Origin of the sequence: Roseitalea porphyridii (genome assembly GCF_004331955.1) — a bacterium.
Taxonomy (GTDB): Bacteria; Pseudomonadota; Alphaproteobacteria; order Rhizobiales; family Rhizobiaceae; genus Roseitalea; species Roseitalea porphyridii.
Genome location: NZ_CP036532.1, coordinates 1826969 through 1842097, shown reverse-complemented (window position 1 = coordinate 1842097; position 15129 = coordinate 1826969). Strand labels below are relative to the sequence as shown.

Below are 15129 nucleotides of genomic sequence, written 5' to 3'. Positions count from 1 at the left end.
AATGGCTGTGGTGGGAATCGACCAGGTTCGCAAGACGTTCGGAACCGTCGACGCGTTGAAGGGCGTCAGCGTGCACATCGAGGACGGCGAATTCGTCGCCCTTGTCGGGCCTTCCGGCTGCGGCAAGTCCACTCTGCTGCGGCTGATCGCCGGTCTGGAGGATATCAGCGGCGGCGAGATCTCGATCGGCGGACAGGTGGTCAACGAGCTCACGCCGCGCGAGCGCAACATTGCCATGGTATTCCAGAACTACGCGCTCTACCCCCACATGACCGTCAGCGAGAACATGGGTTTCTCGATGCGGTTGAGAAAAGCGCCGCAAGAGACCATCGGCCAGAGCGTGTCCCACGCCGCCGGAATCCTGGGTCTTCAATCGCTTCTGGCACGCTTCCCGGGCCAGCTCTCCGGCGGTCAGCGTCAGCGCGTCGCCATGGGGCGGGCGATCGTTCGGGACAGCAAAGTGTTTCTGTTCGACGAGCCGCTGTCCAATCTGGACGCCCAATTGCGTGTGCAGATGCGCTCGGAAATCAAGCAGTTGCACCAGACGCTCCGGAACACGATGATCTATGTCACCCACGACCAGGTCGAGGCCATGACGATGGCGGACCGGATCGTGGTGATGCGCGACGGCGTCATCGAACAGGTCGGCGCTCCGCTCGATCTCTATGACCGACCCGCCAACACCTTCGTGGCCAGTTTCATCGGGTCGCCGACGATGAACCTGCTTTCCGGAACGGTCTCCGCCGGCGAGACTGGACCCGTGTTTGCCGCGGGCGATCGCGTCGTCCTTCCGCTTCCCGAATGGGTCGGCTCCGAACTGTCGGGGCGCCGGATGATCTACGGTATCCGGCCCGAGAATATCGCAGTGATCCCTGGAGACGGGGCCATGGAGGGCGTGAAGGCTTCGGTGCGCCTGATAGAGCCGACAGGCAGCGACACGCATCTCGTGCTGGAGGCTGACGGCGTCGAAATTCTCTGCGCGATCCGTGAGCGACTGACGCTTTCGACAGACGACACCGTTTCGATCATGCCTGACAGCAGCAAGGTTCATCTCTTCGACGAGGCTTCAGGCGCACGCATCGCAGCCGATTGACGGCTCCGCGATGGAGTCCGGGCGAAAGCCGAACAAGTCGTCTGTGATCATGGCCCCCGTTCAGAACGACATGACGGTTTACGGTCAGCTCGCACTGACCTGTTCGGGCAGTCAATGGCTCACAGCATTTATCTGGCGATCAGATTGCAATCTGAGAAGAGATGTATCGGCGGAGAACTGTTCAATGATTGCTGATCATTTGGGTCTTGTGGCCGCTGCAAAAGGCGGTAATTCGCACCTGTCGGATCAAGTAATCCTTACACCACATAAGGCGTGGTCCAGTGTGTGAAGATGTACAGCTGCTCGGACGAAATCTGTACGCATCATCCGGGATTTTCTGGTCGCGGGTCGCATGAGGTACTGCGTCAACCGCGAGTTTCTCCGGCGCGGTGGCTGATCCGGTCTGGCCCGTCCCCCACGGACAATCGGGGCCACGCCGACCCACTGATCGGTAACGGCAGCCAATGGCGCTGAGAGACCAATGGCGGAGGGGGAGGGATTCGAACCCCCGGAGGCCGCAAAGCCTCAACGGTTTTCAAGACCGCCGCATTCGACCGCTCTGCCACCCCTCCGATGAAATCTAGATGGCACACGGCCCCACGCGCCGCAAGGCGGCGTGAGCAAGGTGTGGGCGCGGCGACCGGAACCCGGACAAGCGGAAAGTCGTTTGGCAGTTAAATGATCCGGTTGCGACATCGTGTCGTAACAGGTGACAGTTTCGTCGAAACAAGGGGATATGATGATGATCCGCGCCTTTGCTATCGCCGCTTTCGCCCTTGCCGCAACCGCCGCGCCGGCCGCCGCCGAGCAGCTCGCCGGTTCGGCGATCAAGGAAACCATCGGCGGCAAGCGCGTCTACCTGGCCACGCCGTTCGGCGGCGAATTCCCGCTGCATTACAAGGCCAACGGCCGCGTGACAGGTGACGGCCGCGCGCTCGGCCTCGGCCGTTTCATGGCGCCGCGCGAAACCGGCCGCTGGTTCGTGCAGGGCGACCAGCTCTGCCAGCAGTTCCCGACCTGGTACGACGGCCAGGTGAGCTGCTTCACCCTGCGTCGCACCGGCGAGACGACGCTGCGCTGGCGCCGCGACGATGGCTATTCGGGCCGCGCCCGCATCGAGGGGTGACCGGGGCGCGCCTGCGGGAAGCTCACGCTTCTTAACATCCTGATAAGCGAGATGACCGATACTGGTCCCCTGATCGCCCGACATGACTGGTCGGGCGCGAAAGCTTGGTGTATGCGCCATTGGTTATGGGGACCACGACCTTCAGGATCGGCTTGGGGCGGGGCGGCATCGTCGCCGCGCTGTGCATTGCCGTTGTGGGCTGCGGTTCCTCGATGTCGCCCAAGGTCGCCCTGACCAGCGGCAGTTCCAGTGTCGTCGCCGCCAGCAGCGACGTCATCAATCTTTCCAACCTGCCTGTCTTCACCGAAAACGCGGCCACCTCGGGCGCGGAGAGCTTCTCGGTCGCCGCCTATGGTGTCGCCGCCAGCCCTCGCGTCGCCAACGGAACGCGTATCCAGCGCGGTGGCGGGCGTGAGATGGTCGGTCGGCCCTATACGGTTCGCGGCCGCCGCTACTATCCGACCGCGGACCAGCCGCCGGTGCAGCACGGGCGGGCCTCCTGGTACGGTCAGGCCTTCCATGGCCGCAAGACCGCCAATGGCGAAGTCTACGACATGAACCACCTGACGGCGGCGCACAAGACGATGCCGCTGCCGTCCTATGCGCGGGTCACCAACAAGGCCAACGGCCGGTCGGTGATCGTGCGGGTCAACGACCGCGGCCCGTTCTCCAACGACCGCGTCATCGATCTGTCCAAGCGTGCCGCCTACATGCTCGACTACATTTCCTCGGGCACGGCCGACGTGAAGGTGGAATATCTCGGCCGCGCTCCGCTGCACGGCCAGGACGACGAATATCTGATCGCCTCGTTCCGCGGCGCGCCGACCGTCGGTGCGCCACGCGGCGGTGGCGGCGCGGGGCCGGATCTTCCGGGTGTGCGTCGGCCCGGCGTGATGATGGCCTCGACCGGGGAGCCCGCGCCCGAACGATTCGGCGAGACTTCCGCGCAGACGCCGACGGCCGGCTCGCTGCTGCGCCGTGCCACGCGTCCGCTGATCGGTCTTGACGCGTCGGCCTATGCCGACCGGCGCGTCGCCAGCGCTTTCGATGCGTTTGCGGTGCAGCCGATGGCCCGCACCGACTGGAAGGCCGACTGAGCGGCACGCCGCATCTTCCAATCCCTGCGCCTTCACACTAGGTTTGCCCGTAACGGACATCCGTGACCGGGACCGATCCCATATGCCCTTCAGCTTCGTTACGGCCGCCCGGTGGCGGCATCCTGTCTTCGTTCTGGCGCTCATTGCCGCTCTTGCGTGCGCGGTCGCGCCGCCGGCCCGCGCCCAGCTCTTCGAGACCCGGGCCGAACAGGCGATGCTGCTCGATGTCGGCAGCGGCACCATCCTGTTTGCCAAGAACCCCGATGTGCCGATCCCACCGGCCTCGCTCGCCAAGCTGATGACGATGGAGGTGGTCTTCCACGCGCTAAAGATGGGCCGGCTGACGATGGACGACACGTTCCTGGTCAGTGAGAACGCCTGGCGCACGGGCGGGGCGGCGTCGGGCACGTCGACCATGTTCGCGGAGATCAATTCGGAGATCCGGCTCGAGGACCTCATCAAGGGCGTGATCGTGCAGTCCGCCAATGATGGCTGCATCATCATCGCCGAGGGGATTGCCGGCTCGGAAGCGGCGTTCGCGCAACTGATGAACGAGCGGGCGCGCGAACTGGGGCTTGAGGGTTCCAACTTCGTCAACTCGACCGGGCTGCCCGCCGAGGGACAGGCGGTTACGATGCGCGACCTGATCACGCTGGCGCTGCACATCCAGCGCACCTATCCCGAATTCTACGAGTTCTACAGCCAGCGGGAGTTCACCTGGAACGGCATCACCCAGCGCAACCGCAATCCGCTGCTGCCGATGGAGATCGGCGCCGACGGGTTCAAGACGGGCTTCACCGAAGCCTCGGGCTACGCGATCGTCGGTTCGGTCGCACGCGACGGGCGCCGGCTGATCGTGGCGATGAGCGGGCTCGAATCCGAACGCATGCGTGCCGAGGAGGCGCGCAAGATGCTCGATTGGGGAATGCGGGCCTTCGAACCCCACAGCCTGTTCGATGCGGGCGACGAGGTGGGTAATGTGCGCCTTTACGGCGGTGAACGCGGTTCGGTGCCGGTCCGCCTGATCGACCCGCTGACCGTGTTGATGCCGCTCACCGGCCAGAGCAGCCTGCGGGCCGCCATCGTCTTCGACGGACCGGTGCCGGCACCGGTGGGCGAGGGCGACCGGATCGCCGACCTGCACATCTATTTCGGCGACGAACTGGCTCATTCGGCGCCGCTCGAAGCCGCGCAGTCCGTCGAGCGCGGCCCGATCCACCGGCAGGCCCTCGATGCGCTTCTCGAACTGGCGATCGGCTGGATCAGGACGTGACCGCCGCCGCCCGGACGCCCGTGAACGACGATACCCGCACAGGCCTTTTCATCAGCTTCGAAGGCGGCGAGGGGGTTGGCAAGTCGACCCAGATCCGGCTTCTGGCCAAGCGCCTGCGCGCACGCGGCCATGACGTTACCGTCTCGCGCGAGCCCGGCGGCACGCCCGGCGCCGAAGCGGTCCGACACGTGCTGCTGGATCAAGCCGCGGCCGAAAGCTTCGGCCCCGCCATGGAGGCGCTGCTTTTCGCTGCCGCGCGCAACGATCACGTCGAACAGGTCATTCGCCCGGCGCTGGCACGCGGCGAGGTCATGCTGGTCGACCGGTTCATGGATTCAACCCGCGTCTATCAGGGCATGAGCGGCAATCTCGATCCAGGGTTCGTCACCTCGCTCGAGCGGGTCGCGGTGCACGGCACCGTTCCCGACCTGACGATCATTCTCGATCTCGATCCGGAAACCGGGCTGAAGCGCGCCCATGCGCGTCGCACGCAGGGCCAGCAGCGTGACCGGTTCGAGAAGGAAACGGTGGCCGTTCACGAGGCCCGCAGACGCGCGTTCCGCCACATCGCCGAAGCCGAGCCCGACAGGTGCCGGCTGATCGATGCGAGCGGGGACGCCGCCGATGTCGCCGAGGCGGTCTGGCATGCGGTGGAGCCGCTGCTCGAGCGGCGACCCGGCGGGGAACGTCGGTGATGGAGCAGGTGGCCTGGCCCGCACAGCATGATGCCCTCGACGAGGTACCGCCGCCCTGTGCATCGACGCGGCTGGTCGGCCATGCGCGGGCCGTCGCCGAGATGCTGGCGATCGCACGGTCGGGCCATCATGCGATCCTGCTCGACGGTCAGCACGGAATCGGCAAGGCGACCGCCGCCTTCCACCTGGCCAATGCGCTTCTGTCTGGGCCCTTGCCGCCGGGCGATACGCTGCCGGCGCCACGGCCCGATGCCGCCGTCCACCGGCAGATCGCCCAGGGTGTGCATCCCAACCTGATCCATCTGACCCGTCCGCAGAACGACAAGGGATCGGGCTTCAAGACCGTGATCACCGTCGACGAGGTGCGTCGCGTGCAGCACTTCCTGTCGATGACGGCAAGCGCGGACCAGCCGCGCATCGTGATCGTCGATCCGGTCGGCGACATGCAGCGCGGGGCAGCCAACGCGCTTTTGAAGACACTTGAAGAGCCGCCCGCCAACACATTGTTTCTTCTTGTTTCTCATGGTGCAAGTGGCCTGCTTCCGACGATCCGGTCGCGGTGCCAGCGCGTGCGGTTCGAAACGCTCGCCGATGCCGACGTCGCGGCGGTGATCACGCATGTGGGCGGTGCGGTCGCCGAGCCGGATATCGATCGGCTTGCCGCGCTCGCCGGTGGCAGGCCGCGCCAGGCGCTGACGCTGGCGCTTTATGGCGGCGGCGAACTGCGCGACAGTCTCGACCGCCTGTTCACGGCACCCCGGTTCGATACGGCTTTGGCGCACAAGCTGGCCGAGGTGGCCGGCGCGCGCGGCAACGACACGCACAATGCGCTGCTGCGCGAGATGATGGCCGAGATGCTGATGGGCCGTGCGCGCAGCGCCGCGCTCGGCGGTGACAGGCGTGGTGCCGACAGGATCGCCGCCTTCCAGCAGGCGCTTGGCGTGCAGTTGCGGCAGGCCGACGCGTTTGGTCTCGATCGCAAGCAGGAATTCCTCGTCGCCACGCAGCGGGTGCACGCGCTGATGCATGGCGGCTGAGCCGTTCAAAAACCCCGCCCAGCGGTTTGAAACCCGCGGCAAATCCGCTACAGCACGGCCACATCCCAACCAGCCGCGCGCAAGGCGTCCATGAGCGACAAGTTCTACATCACGACGGCCATTTCCTATCCCAATGGCCAGCCGCATATCGGCCATGCCTACGAGTTCATCGTTACCGATGCGCTGGCGCGCTTCGCGCGGCTCGACGGCAAGGACGTCTTCTTCCTGACCGGCACCGACGAGCACGGCATCAAGATGCTGCAGACCGCGCGCGGGGAGGGGATCGAGGTGCGCGAACTGGCAGACCGGAACGCGGCCCGCTTTGAGGCGATGACTGAGGCGATGTCGGGGTCGAACGACGATTTCATCCGCACGACCGAGGACCGCCACCGGCGCACCTGCCAGGCGATCTGGGAGCGGATGGCGACCAATGGTGACATCTACAAGGACAGCTATGCCGGCTGGTACTCGGTGCGCGAGGAAGCCTATTACGACGAGGACGAGACCGAGCTGCGCGACGACGGCGTGCGCTACGGCCCGCAGGGCACGCCGGTCGAATGGATGGAGGAGGAGAGTTACTTCTTCCGCCTGTCCGCCTATGCCGACAAGCTTCTCGACCATTACGAGCGCCATCCCGACTTCATCGGCCCCGAGACCCGTCGCAACGAGATCGTGGCCTTCGTCAGGCGCGGTCTGAAGGATCTGTCGGTCTCGCGGACGACCTTCGACTGGGGCGTGCCGGTGCCCGGCGACGAGCGCCACGTCATGTATGTGTGGATCGACGCGCTGACCAACTACCTGACCGCCACCGGCTGGCCGGACGAACATGCGCGCAACCGGTTCTGGCCGGCGGACGTGCACATCATCGGCAAGGACATCACGCGCTTCCACACCATCTACTGGCCCGCGTTCCTGATGTCGGCGGACCTGCCCTTGCCGAAGCGTGTGTTCGGGCACGGTTTTCTGTTCAACAAGGGCGAGAAGATGTCGAAATCGGTCGGCAACGTCGTCGACCCGTTCCAGATCGCCGACCATTACGGCGTCGACCAGATGCGCTATTTCTTCATGCGCGAGGTGCCGTTCGGCAATGACGGCAATTACAGCCACGACGCGATCGTCCAGCGCACAAACGCCGATCTGGCCAACGGACTGGGCAATCTGGCCCAGCGCTCGCTGTCGATGATCGCCAAGAACTGCGACGGCAAGGTGCCGGACCATGGCGCGCTGACCGACGAGGACGAAGCGCTGATCGGCGCGGCCGTGCCGGCGCTTGAAACGGCGCGCGAGGCGATGGCCGTGCAGGCCGTGCACAAGGCGCTCGAGGCGATCTTCGCGGTGGTCGCGCAGGCCGACCGCTATATCGACGCTCAGGCGCCCTGGGCGCTGCGCAAGACCGATCCCGAGCGGATGAAGGCCGTGCTCTACACGATGGCCGAGACGGTGCGGCGCATCGCGCTCATGACGCAGCCCTTCATGCCCGACGCGTCGGCAAAGCTGCTCGATCTGGTCGCCGTGCCGGAAGACGCGCGCACCTTTGCCGATCTGGAAACGCGACTCGTCGCCGGCACGGACCTGCCCAAGCCGCAGGGCGTTTTTCCGCGCTATGTCGAAGCGGAGAATGCCGGGCAGGGGGCCTGATGCCGACCCTCGTCGACAGCCATTGCCATCTGGACTTCGACACGTTCACGCCGGAACTTGACGCCGTCGTCGAGCGCGCGCGGCAGGCCGGGCTCGTGCGCATGGTGACGATCTCGACCAGGGTGCACCTGTTCGCCGAGCGCATCCTGCCGATCGCCGAGCGCTTCGAGGACGTGTTCTGCTCGGTCGGCACCCATCCGCACCATGCCGACACCGAACTCGACATCCATGCCGGCGACCTGGCGCGCCTGTCCGATCACCCCAAGGTGGTGGCGATCGGCGAGGCGGGCCTTGACTATCACTATGACAATTCACCGCGCGAGGCGCAGGCCGAAGGCTTCCGCCGGCATATCGCGGCGGCGCGCGAGACCGGCCTGCCGCTCGTCATCCATGCGCGCGACGCCGACGCGGACATGGCCGCGATCCTGACCGAGGAAACCGAAGGGAAGGGGCCCTTCCCGTTCGTCCTGCATTGCTTCTCGTCCGGCCGCGCGCTGGCCGAGACCGGCGTCAAGCTCGGCGGCTACGTCTCCTTTTCAGGCATCGCCGCCTTCAAGCGCTCCGAGGAACTGCGCGACATCGCCCGCGACCTGCCCCGCGACCGCATCCTGGTCGAGACCGACGCGCCGTATCTCGCGCCGCCACCCCATCGCGGCCGGCGCAACGAGCCGGCTTATGTGGCCCACACCGCCGCCGTGCTCGCCGAGCATCTGGGCATGCCACCTGACGAATTGGCGGCGCAGACGACCGAGAATTTCTATACGCTCTTTGCCAAGGTGCCGCGCCATGACCGCTGAGGCCGGCGACACGCTGCGCGTCACCGTGCTCGGCTGCGGCTCTTCGCCCGGCACGCCGCGGCCGAACGGCGACTGGGGCAAATGCGATCCGCACAATCCGAAGAACCGGCGCATGCGCGCCTCGGTGCTGGTCGAGCGCGTCAACCATGCCGGCACGACGAGCGTCGTCATCGACACCGGCCCCGATTTCCGCGCGCAGATGCTCATGGCCGATGTCCGTCAGATCGACGCGGTCGTCTACACGCACGCCCATGCCGACCATATTCACGGCATCGACGACGTGCGCAGCTTCGTCTTCGCACAGGGCCAGATGATCCCGATCTACGCCGATGCCGCCACCTCCGAGCGGCTGCATGCCGCGTTCGGCTACTGCTTCAAGACGCCGCAAGGCAGCGCCTATCCGCCCATCCTGATCGACAACCGGATCGCGCACGACAAGCCGTTTAACGTGAACGGGCAGGGCGGCGCCATCCTCTTCGAGCCGCTCTACCAGCACCATGGCGGGATCCATTCGCTGGGCTTCCGGATCGGCGATTTTGCCTATTGCCCGGATGTGTCCGGCATGCCGGATGCGACCATGGACAAGCTTGCCGGTCTCGACGCGCTGATCATCGACGCGCTTCAGTATCGGGAGCATCCGAGCCATTTCTCGCTGGCACAGGCGCTCGACATGATCGAGCGGCTTGCGCCAAAACGCGCTTTCCTGACGCACATGCACATTCCGCTCGACTACGACACCGTGCTGGCCGACACACCCGACCATGTCGCGCCGTGCTTTGACGGCCAGGTGATCGAAACCGCAATGGTGCAACGATGAGCGAACCCGTCATTCCCAAGCCTGGATCGTCCATGGCGCGCGTCGCCGACGCCGCCTCGGCGCTTGGCCTCGACATCGAACTGAAGACCATGGACCAGTCGACGCGCACGGCCGAGGATGCCGCGCGGGCCTGCGGCTGCGATGTCGCGCAGATCGTCAAGTCGCTGGTGTTCGAGGACGCGCGGACCGATGCGCTGGTGATGCTGCTCGTCTCCGGTGCGCACAATGCCGATCTCGATTTCATCGCAGACACTTACGGGCTGGAGCTCAAGCGAATTGACGGCAAGCGCGTGCGCCAGGAGACCGGTTTCGCCATCGGCGGCGTGGCACCGATCGGCCACCTGACGCCGACGCCGGTGCATATGGACGAGACGTTGCTGGGCTTCGATACGGTCTGGGCGGCGGCCGGCCGACCGGACAGCGTGTTCAGCGTCGACCCGAATGCGCTCGCCGAGGCCATCGGTGCGGAGACGATCAGCGTCCGTCCGCACGGCTGACGCGTCCGCTCCAGTTCCATAATCCATCTTATGCGACATTGGTGTCGGTGGAGCGCGGTGCGGCGTATGCACGGCAATGCGGCTGCCCTTTGTGCCGACTTGCGCCCTTCAGCGCCGCCGTGTCAGGAACGGCGGCAACCCGGAGACCCGCATGGAACCGTCCCGCGACATCGCACGGCTGATCGAGATCATGGCGCGGCTGCGCGACCCCGAGACGGGTTGTCCCTGGGATGTCGAGCAGACCTTCGAAACGATCGCGCCCTACACGATCGAGGAAGCCTATGAGGTCGCCGATGCGATCGAACGCGGCGACATGGTCGATCTCGTCGATGAACTGGGCGACCTGCTCCTGCAGATCGTCTACCATGCGCGCATGGCCGAGGAAGACGGCCTGTTCGACTTCGGCGATGTCGTGTATGCGGTCACGCGCAAGATGATCCGCCGGCATCCGCACGTCTTCGGCGACGAGACGGTGCGGGGCCGCAAGCTCGCAAAGGGCACCTGGGAGCGGATCAAGGCCGAGGAAAAGGCGGAGCGCGCCGCGGCGCACCGCGACGCGGCGGCAAACGGGCAGGGCGAAGTCCCTTCCCTGCTCGACGACGTGCCGCGCGCCCTGCCCGCGCTGATGCGCGCGCTCAAGCTGCAGAAGCGCGCCGCGACCGCCGGCTTCGACTGGGACACGGCGCCGCCGGTTCTCTCCAAGATCCGCGAGGAGTTCGATGAGGTTGCCGAGCGCGTCGAGACTGGCGACCAAGCGGGAATTGCGGACGAGTTCGGCGATCTGATGTTCGCGATGGTCAATCTGGGGCGTCATCTGGGCGTCGAGCCCGAAGCGGCGCTCGAAGCGACCAACGCCAAGTTCGCCCGGCGTTTTCGCGCCATCGAGCGCGAACTGGAACGGCGCGGCCGGACACTGGATGCCGCAACGCTCGAAGAGATGGACGCGATCTGGGATTCGGTGAAGGCGGCGGAAAAGCTGGCTGCGGATTAGGCCGCCCTACCCGGCCTGCCGCTCGCGCTGTTGCTGGCGGCGCGCATAGCCGTCCGCCGCCTCGCGGGTCATCTGCACGGTCACGGCCACCGCGCCGCTGTCGAGGTCGTCGCGATCGCGGACGATCGCATGGTCGTAGAGCCAGGCGACGTCCTCGTAGTTGGCCGCCGGCACGACGAAACGGCGCGTCACCAGGGCGCCGGCGATCTTGCGCTCGATCAGCGCCTTCAGGGCGTCCATGCCTTCGCCGGTCAGCGCCGACAGGGCGACTTCGCCCTCGGTGTCCCCGAGCCGCCGCACGAGCGCGTCCCGCTCGGCCGGGCCCAGCGCGTCGATCTTGTTGTGGGCCTCGATGACGTGATCGTCGTCCGGGGTCACGCCCATGTCGGCGAGCACGGTGCGCACGTCCTCGGCCTGCGCGCCCGCCTGCGGGTCAGCGGCGTCGTGGACGTGGATGACGAGATCGGCCTCCTCGACCTCCTCGAGCGTGGCCCGGAACGCGGCGACGAGATGGGTCGGCAGGTCGGAGATGAAGCCGACCGTGTCCGACAGGATCGCTTCGGTCCCGCCGGGAAGGCCGACGCGGCGCAGCGTCGGGTCGAGCGTGGCGAACAGCATGTTCTCGGCCATCACGTCGGCGCCGGTCAGCCGGTTGAACAACGTCGACTTGCCGGCATTGGTGTAGCCGACCAGCGCGACGACCGGCAGCGGCACCTTCTGGCGTTTGGAACGGTGCAGCGTGCGCGTGCGGCGGACCTGGTCGAGTTCGTTCTCCAGCCGCTTGATCTTGTCGCGCAGGATGCGGCGGTCGGCCTCGATCTGCGTCTCGCCCGGCCCGCCCATGAAGCCCGCGCCGCCACGCTGGCGCTCGAGGTGGGTCCATGACCGCACCAACCGACCGCGCTGATAGTTCAGATGCGCCAGTTCGACCTGCAGCGTGCCCTCCTTCGTCCGCGCGCGCCGCCCGAAGATCTCGAGGATCAGCCCGGTGCGGTCGAGCACCTTGGCGTTCCAGGCCTTTTCGAGATTGCGCTGCTGCACCGGCGTCAAAGCATGGTCGACCACGACAAGGCCCGCCTTTTCAGCGGCGATGACGCCGGCGATCTCGTCGACCTTGCCGCTGCCCAGAAGCGTGGCCGGCACCGGCTTGGCAAGCGGCACGACGAACTGGGCGGCGATTTCCAGATCTATCGCCAGCGCAAGGCCGACCGCCTCGGACAGGCGCTCGTCGGCCGTGCGCGACGGTCCCTGCGCGTCGGGCGTTGCTGCCGGCCGCCGCGAGATGTCGGGCGCGATGACGATCGCGCGTGTCGGCTTTCCGCGTCGGTCAACGCCGCCGAAGCGGCCCTGCTTTGCGGTGCCGGGGGTGGTGTCGAATTCGGTCAATCGGTCTTCTGGCTCGCGCTCTCGCTGTCGAACAGCTGAACGGGCTGGCTCGGCATCACGGTGGAAATGGCGTGCTTGTAGACCAGTTGCGCGCTGCCGTCACGGCGCAGCAGAACGCAGAAATTGTCGAACGACGTGACGACGCCCGTCAATTTCACGCCGTTGACCAGAAAAATGGTCAGCGGGATCTTCTGTTTCCTGACCGCGTTCAGAAACTGGTCCTGAAGGTTCTGCGACCTCTCCGCCATTATTGTTGCCCCGCCTTGGTGCGTGCTGTTTGTCTATTGGCCTGTGCGGCCGTTTGGCTTCTTGTACGGTGGACCGATCTTGTCACGTCTGTGGCTTATGACCCTAGCCATGTGTGAAGATTTGCCAAAAGATCACGGCTTTTCAAGTGCGAGCGATCCGCGCACGGCGATTTTTTCCGCATGGGCGAAGAAGGCGCCGCGCAATTGCCGTGTGATCTCACCGGGATAGCCATTGGCGACGGGCGCCCCGTCGATGCGCACGACCGGCATGACCTGAGAGGTCGCCGACGTCATGAACGCCTCGCGGGCAGCCTTGGCCTCGCCGACCGTAAAACCGCGTTCGACCATCGTCAGGCCGAGCGCGGCCGCCGTGTCGATCGCGGTCGCGCGGGTGATGCCGCGCAGGATGCCGGAGACGGCGGGACGGGTGACCAGTTCCCCCTCGCCCGTGACGATCCACGCATTGGTCGCCGCCCCTTCCAGAACGATGCCGTCTTCGTCAACGAGCCACGCCTCGGCCGCCCCGGCGTCGCGGGCCTGCTGGCGCGCCAGCACGTTGGGCAACAGGCCGATCGTCTTGATATCGACCCGGTCCCAGCGCGTGTCGGGCACGGTGATGACGCCGACCCCCTCTTCGGCCTTCGCGGCGAACGCGGCCCGGTCGGTGGACCGCGCCGTGACGACGAGCGCCGGGCGCGTGTCGGCGGAGGGGAACGGGTGATCGCGCCGTGCCACGCCGCGCGTGACCTGGACATAGACCAGACCGTCGCGCACCCGGTTGCGCGCGGCGACCTCGATCATGATCCGGCCGAGCGCCTCGCGTTCCACGGGCCAGCCGATCGCCAGTTCCGACAGCGAACGGTCCAGCCGTTCGAGATGCCGGGTCCGGTCCAGGATATAGCCGTCCGAGACCTCGCACACCTCGTAGACGCCATCGGAGAACTGGTAGCCACGGTCCTCGACATGCACACGCGCGCTTTGGTGCGGCACGTAGCGGCCATTGACGTAGGCGATGCGTGACATGGGTGCCCTTCCCTTTCGGTTCGGCGGCTTCAGAAGAACTGCAGGCTGACGCGGAACAGCTGCTCGACCTGCTTGACCGCCGAGGTCTTGGCGAAAATGACGACGCGGTCGTGCGCCTTGATCCGCGTTTCGCCGTCTGGGCGGACCACCTCGCCGTTGCGATAGATCGCGCCGATGCGGATGTCCTCGGGCAGGTCGAGTTCGCGCAGGGGCGGACCGACCAGCGGCGAGGTTTCGAGCGCCTCGGCCTCGAGCACTTCTGCCTGCCCCTTCTGCACCGAATGGACCTGGCGGATGCGGCCGCGGCGCATGTGCTGGAGCACCCGCGAGATGGTGACCGCGCGCGGATTGATGTGGGCGTCGATGCCGAGCGTCGCCGTGAATGACTGGTAACCCAGATCGTTGATCAGGCTCATCGTCGCGTCGCAGCCCAGCTTCTTGGCCATCACCGCCGACAGCACGTTGACCTGATCGTCATTGGTCAGCGAGACCATCAGTTCGGCATCCTGGATATCGGCCTCGTGCAGGATCTGCTGGTCGAGAGCGCTGCCGTGCAGAACGATGGTGCGGCGCAGCGTGTCGGCGACGCGGATCGCGCGCTCGCGATTGTGCTCGATGATCTTGACATTGGTGCGGGCGCCCTCGCGCTCCAGTTCGGTGGCGACGAAATGGCCGATGTTGCCGCCGCCGGCGATGACGATGCGGCGCGCCTCGGTCTCCTCGTGCCCGAACAGCGAGAGCGTGCGGCGCACCTGATCGCGATGGGAGATCACATAGACCAGATCGTCGGTCAGAAGCTGGTCGGCCGAATGGGGTACGAACAGCTTCTCGTTGCGCCAGACGCCGACGACGGTCGCGTTCAGATCGGGAAACAGGTCGGTGAGCTGGCTGAGCGGCGTGTTGACGACCGGGCAATCCTCGCTGCACTCGATCGCCATCATCGTCACATGGTCGTCGGCGAACTGGACGACGTCGGTCGCGCCGGGCAGCGCGATGCGCTTGAGGACGACCTGACCGACTTCCTTTTCGGGCGAGATGACGACGTCGATCGGAAGGTGGTCGCGCGAGAAGAGATCGCCGAAATGGGCACCCAGATAGGACTGGGCCCGGACGCGCGCGATCTTGGTGGGCACGTCGAACAGCGAATGCGCCACCTGGCACGCGGTCATGTTGACCTCGTCGTAGAGCGTGACGGCGATGATCATCTCGGCCTGATCGGCGCCGGCGGCGGCAAGGACGTCCGGATGGCTGCCGTGACCGACGATGCCGCGCACGTCCAGCGTGTCGCGCACGCGTTCGATCAACTGCTCGGAGGTGTCGATGACCGAAACGTCATTGCCCTCGGAAGCCAGCCGCTCGGCGATGCCGAAGCCCACCTGGCCGGCTCCGCAGATGATGACGCGCATGGGAA

15 protein-coding genes and 1 tRNA gene are annotated in these 15129 nt (G+C 66.2%); 11 read left to right on the top strand and 5 right to left on the bottom strand.

Annotated elements, in window-relative coordinates; translation table 11 throughout:
• The first annotated feature begins 1 nt into the window (after position 1).
• Entirely contained in the window at positions 2 to 1093 is a 1092-nt protein-coding gene (locus tag E0E05_RS09020; protein WP_131616403.1) for an ABC transporter ATP-binding protein, read from the top strand.
• Between the two features lie 482 nt (positions 1094 to 1575).
• On the opposite strand, the gene E0E05_RS09015 is transcribed toward E0E05_RS09020, so the two are convergent.
• Positions 1576 to 1665, bottom strand: a tRNA-Ser gene (locus E0E05_RS09015).
• A gap of 170 nt (positions 1666 to 1835) precedes the next feature.
• On the opposite strand from E0E05_RS09015, the gene E0E05_RS09010 reads away from it, so the two are divergent.
• The 10 genes from E0E05_RS09010 to mazG all read left to right on the top strand — a co-directional run bounded on the left by E0E05_RS09010 (position 1836) and on the right by mazG (position 11061).
• Positions 1836 to 2219: a hypothetical protein gene (locus E0E05_RS09010; RefSeq protein WP_131617973.1), complete on the top strand. Its 384-nt coding sequence runs from the start codon at positions 1836 to 1838 to the stop codon at positions 2217 to 2219.
• Between the two features lie 125 nt (positions 2220 to 2344).
• A complete protein-coding gene (locus E0E05_RS17895; protein ID WP_428977573.1) occupies positions 2345 to 3316 on the top strand; it encodes a septal ring lytic transglycosylase RlpA family protein in 972 nt (323 codons plus the stop codon).
• An 82-nt stretch (positions 3317 to 3398) separates the two neighbouring features.
• Positions 3399 to 4589 carry a D-alanyl-D-alanine carboxypeptidase family protein gene (locus E0E05_RS09000; RefSeq protein ID WP_131616402.1) on the top strand — a complete coding sequence of 397 codons (1191 nt, stop codon included), beginning with the start codon at positions 3399 to 3401 and terminating at the stop codon, positions 4587 to 4589.
• Positions 4586 to 5284: a dTMP kinase gene (gene tmk, locus E0E05_RS08995; RefSeq protein WP_244597646.1), complete on the top strand. Its 699-nt coding sequence runs from the start codon at positions 4586 to 4588 to the stop codon at positions 5282 to 5284. Before E0E05_RS09000 ends, tmk begins: the two co-directional genes overlap by 4 nt.
• Positions 5284 to 6321, top strand: a complete 1038-nt coding sequence (locus E0E05_RS08990) for a DNA polymerase III subunit delta' (protein WP_131616400.1) — start codon at positions 5284 to 5286, stop codon at positions 6319 to 6321. Before tmk ends, E0E05_RS08990 begins: the two co-directional genes overlap by 1 nt.
• Before the next feature lie 90 nt (positions 6322 to 6411).
• Positions 6412 to 7959, top strand: a complete 1548-nt coding sequence (metG, locus tag E0E05_RS08985) for a methionine--tRNA ligase (RefSeq protein WP_131616399.1) — start codon at positions 6412 to 6414, stop codon at positions 7957 to 7959.
• Entirely contained in the window at positions 7959 to 8756 is a 798-nt protein-coding gene (locus E0E05_RS08980; protein WP_131616398.1) for a TatD family hydrolase, read from the top strand. Before metG ends, E0E05_RS08980 begins: the two co-directional genes overlap by 1 nt.
• Positions 8746 to 9573: an MBL fold metallo-hydrolase gene (locus E0E05_RS08975; protein WP_131616397.1), complete on the top strand. Its 828-nt coding sequence runs from the start codon at positions 8746 to 8748 to the stop codon at positions 9571 to 9573. The genes E0E05_RS08980 and E0E05_RS08975 overlap by 11 nt, the downstream gene beginning before the upstream one ends.
• Complete coding sequence (locus tag E0E05_RS08970) at positions 9570 to 10070, top strand: YbaK/EbsC family protein (protein WP_131616396.1); 501 nt, start codon at positions 9570 to 9572, stop codon at positions 10068 to 10070. Before E0E05_RS08975 ends, E0E05_RS08970 begins: the two co-directional genes overlap by 4 nt.
• A gap of 151 nt (positions 10071 to 10221) precedes the next feature.
• A complete protein-coding gene (mazG, locus tag E0E05_RS08965; RefSeq protein WP_131616395.1) occupies positions 10222 to 11061 on the top strand; it encodes a nucleoside triphosphate pyrophosphohydrolase in 840 nt (279 codons plus the stop codon).
• A gap of 6 nt (positions 11062 to 11067) precedes the next feature.
• Here mazG and hflX read toward each other — a convergent pair whose 3' ends face one another.
• The 4 genes from hflX to trkA all read right to left on the bottom strand — a co-directional run bounded on the left by hflX (position 11068) and on the right by trkA (position 15124).
• Entirely contained in the window at positions 11068 to 12447 is a 1380-nt protein-coding gene (gene hflX / locus E0E05_RS08960; protein ID WP_131616394.1) for a GTPase HflX, read from the bottom strand.
• Positions 12444 to 12695 (bottom strand): RNA chaperone Hfq, encoded by a 252-nt coding sequence (gene hfq, locus E0E05_RS08955; protein WP_131616393.1) that lies wholly within the window; start codon positions 12693 to 12695, stop codon positions 12444 to 12446. The genes hflX and hfq overlap by 4 nt, the downstream gene beginning before the upstream one ends.
• Positions 12696 to 12827: 132 nt before the next feature.
• A complete protein-coding gene (locus E0E05_RS08950; RefSeq protein ID WP_131616392.1) occupies positions 12828 to 13718 on the bottom strand; it encodes a D-amino-acid transaminase in 891 nt (296 codons plus the stop codon).
• A gap of 29 nt (positions 13719 to 13747) precedes the next feature.
• Positions 13748 to 15124 carry a Trk system potassium transporter TrkA gene (gene trkA / locus E0E05_RS08945; RefSeq protein ID WP_131616391.1) on the bottom strand — a complete coding sequence of 459 codons (1377 nt, stop codon included), beginning with the start codon at positions 15122 to 15124 and terminating at the stop codon, positions 13748 to 13750.
• Between the last annotated feature and the right edge of the window lie 5 nt (positions 15125 to 15129).

Excerpts from the sequence above, each read along its gene's own strand:
- E0E05_RS09020 (WP_131616403.1), top strand. The coding sequence starts at position 2 with ATGGCTGTGGTGGGAATCGACCAGGTTCGCAAGACGTTCGGAACCGTC.
- E0E05_RS09010 (WP_131617973.1), top strand. The coding sequence starts at position 1,836 with ATGATCCGCGCCTTTGCTATCGCCGCTTTCGCCCTTGCCGCAACCGCC.
- E0E05_RS17895 (WP_428977573.1), top strand. The coding sequence starts at position 2,345 with ATGGGGACCACGACCTTCAGGATCGGCTTGGGGCGGGGCGGCATCGTC.
- E0E05_RS09000 (WP_131616402.1), top strand. The coding sequence starts at position 3,399 with ATGCCCTTCAGCTTCGTTACGGCCGCCCGGTGGCGGCATCCTGTCTTC.
- E0E05_RS08990 (WP_131616400.1), top strand. The coding sequence starts at position 5,284 with ATGGAGCAGGTGGCCTGGCCCGCACAGCATGATGCCCTCGACGAGGTA.
- metG (WP_131616399.1), top strand. The coding sequence starts at position 6,412 with ATGAGCGACAAGTTCTACATCACGACGGCCATTTCCTATCCCAATGGC.
- E0E05_RS08980 (WP_131616398.1), top strand. The coding sequence starts at position 7,959 with ATGCCGACCCTCGTCGACAGCCATTGCCATCTGGACTTCGACACGTTC.
- E0E05_RS08975 (WP_131616397.1), top strand. The coding sequence starts at position 8,746 with ATGACCGCTGAGGCCGGCGACACGCTGCGCGTCACCGTGCTCGGCTGC.
- E0E05_RS08970 (WP_131616396.1), top strand. The coding sequence starts at position 9,570 with ATGAGCGAACCCGTCATTCCCAAGCCTGGATCGTCCATGGCGCGCGTC.
- mazG (WP_131616395.1), top strand. The coding sequence starts at position 10,222 with ATGGAACCGTCCCGCGACATCGCACGGCTGATCGAGATCATGGCGCGG.
- hfq (WP_131616393.1), bottom strand. The coding sequence starts at position 12,695 with ATGGCGGAGAGGTCGCAGAACCTTCAGGACCAGTTTCTGAACGCGGTC.
- E0E05_RS08950 (WP_131616392.1), bottom strand. The coding sequence starts at position 13,718 with ATGTCACGCATCGCCTACGTCAATGGCCGCTACGTGCCGCACCAAAGC.
- trkA (WP_131616391.1), bottom strand. The coding sequence starts at position 15,124 with ATGCGCGTCATCATCTGCGGAGCCGGCCAGGTGGGCTTCGGCATCGCC.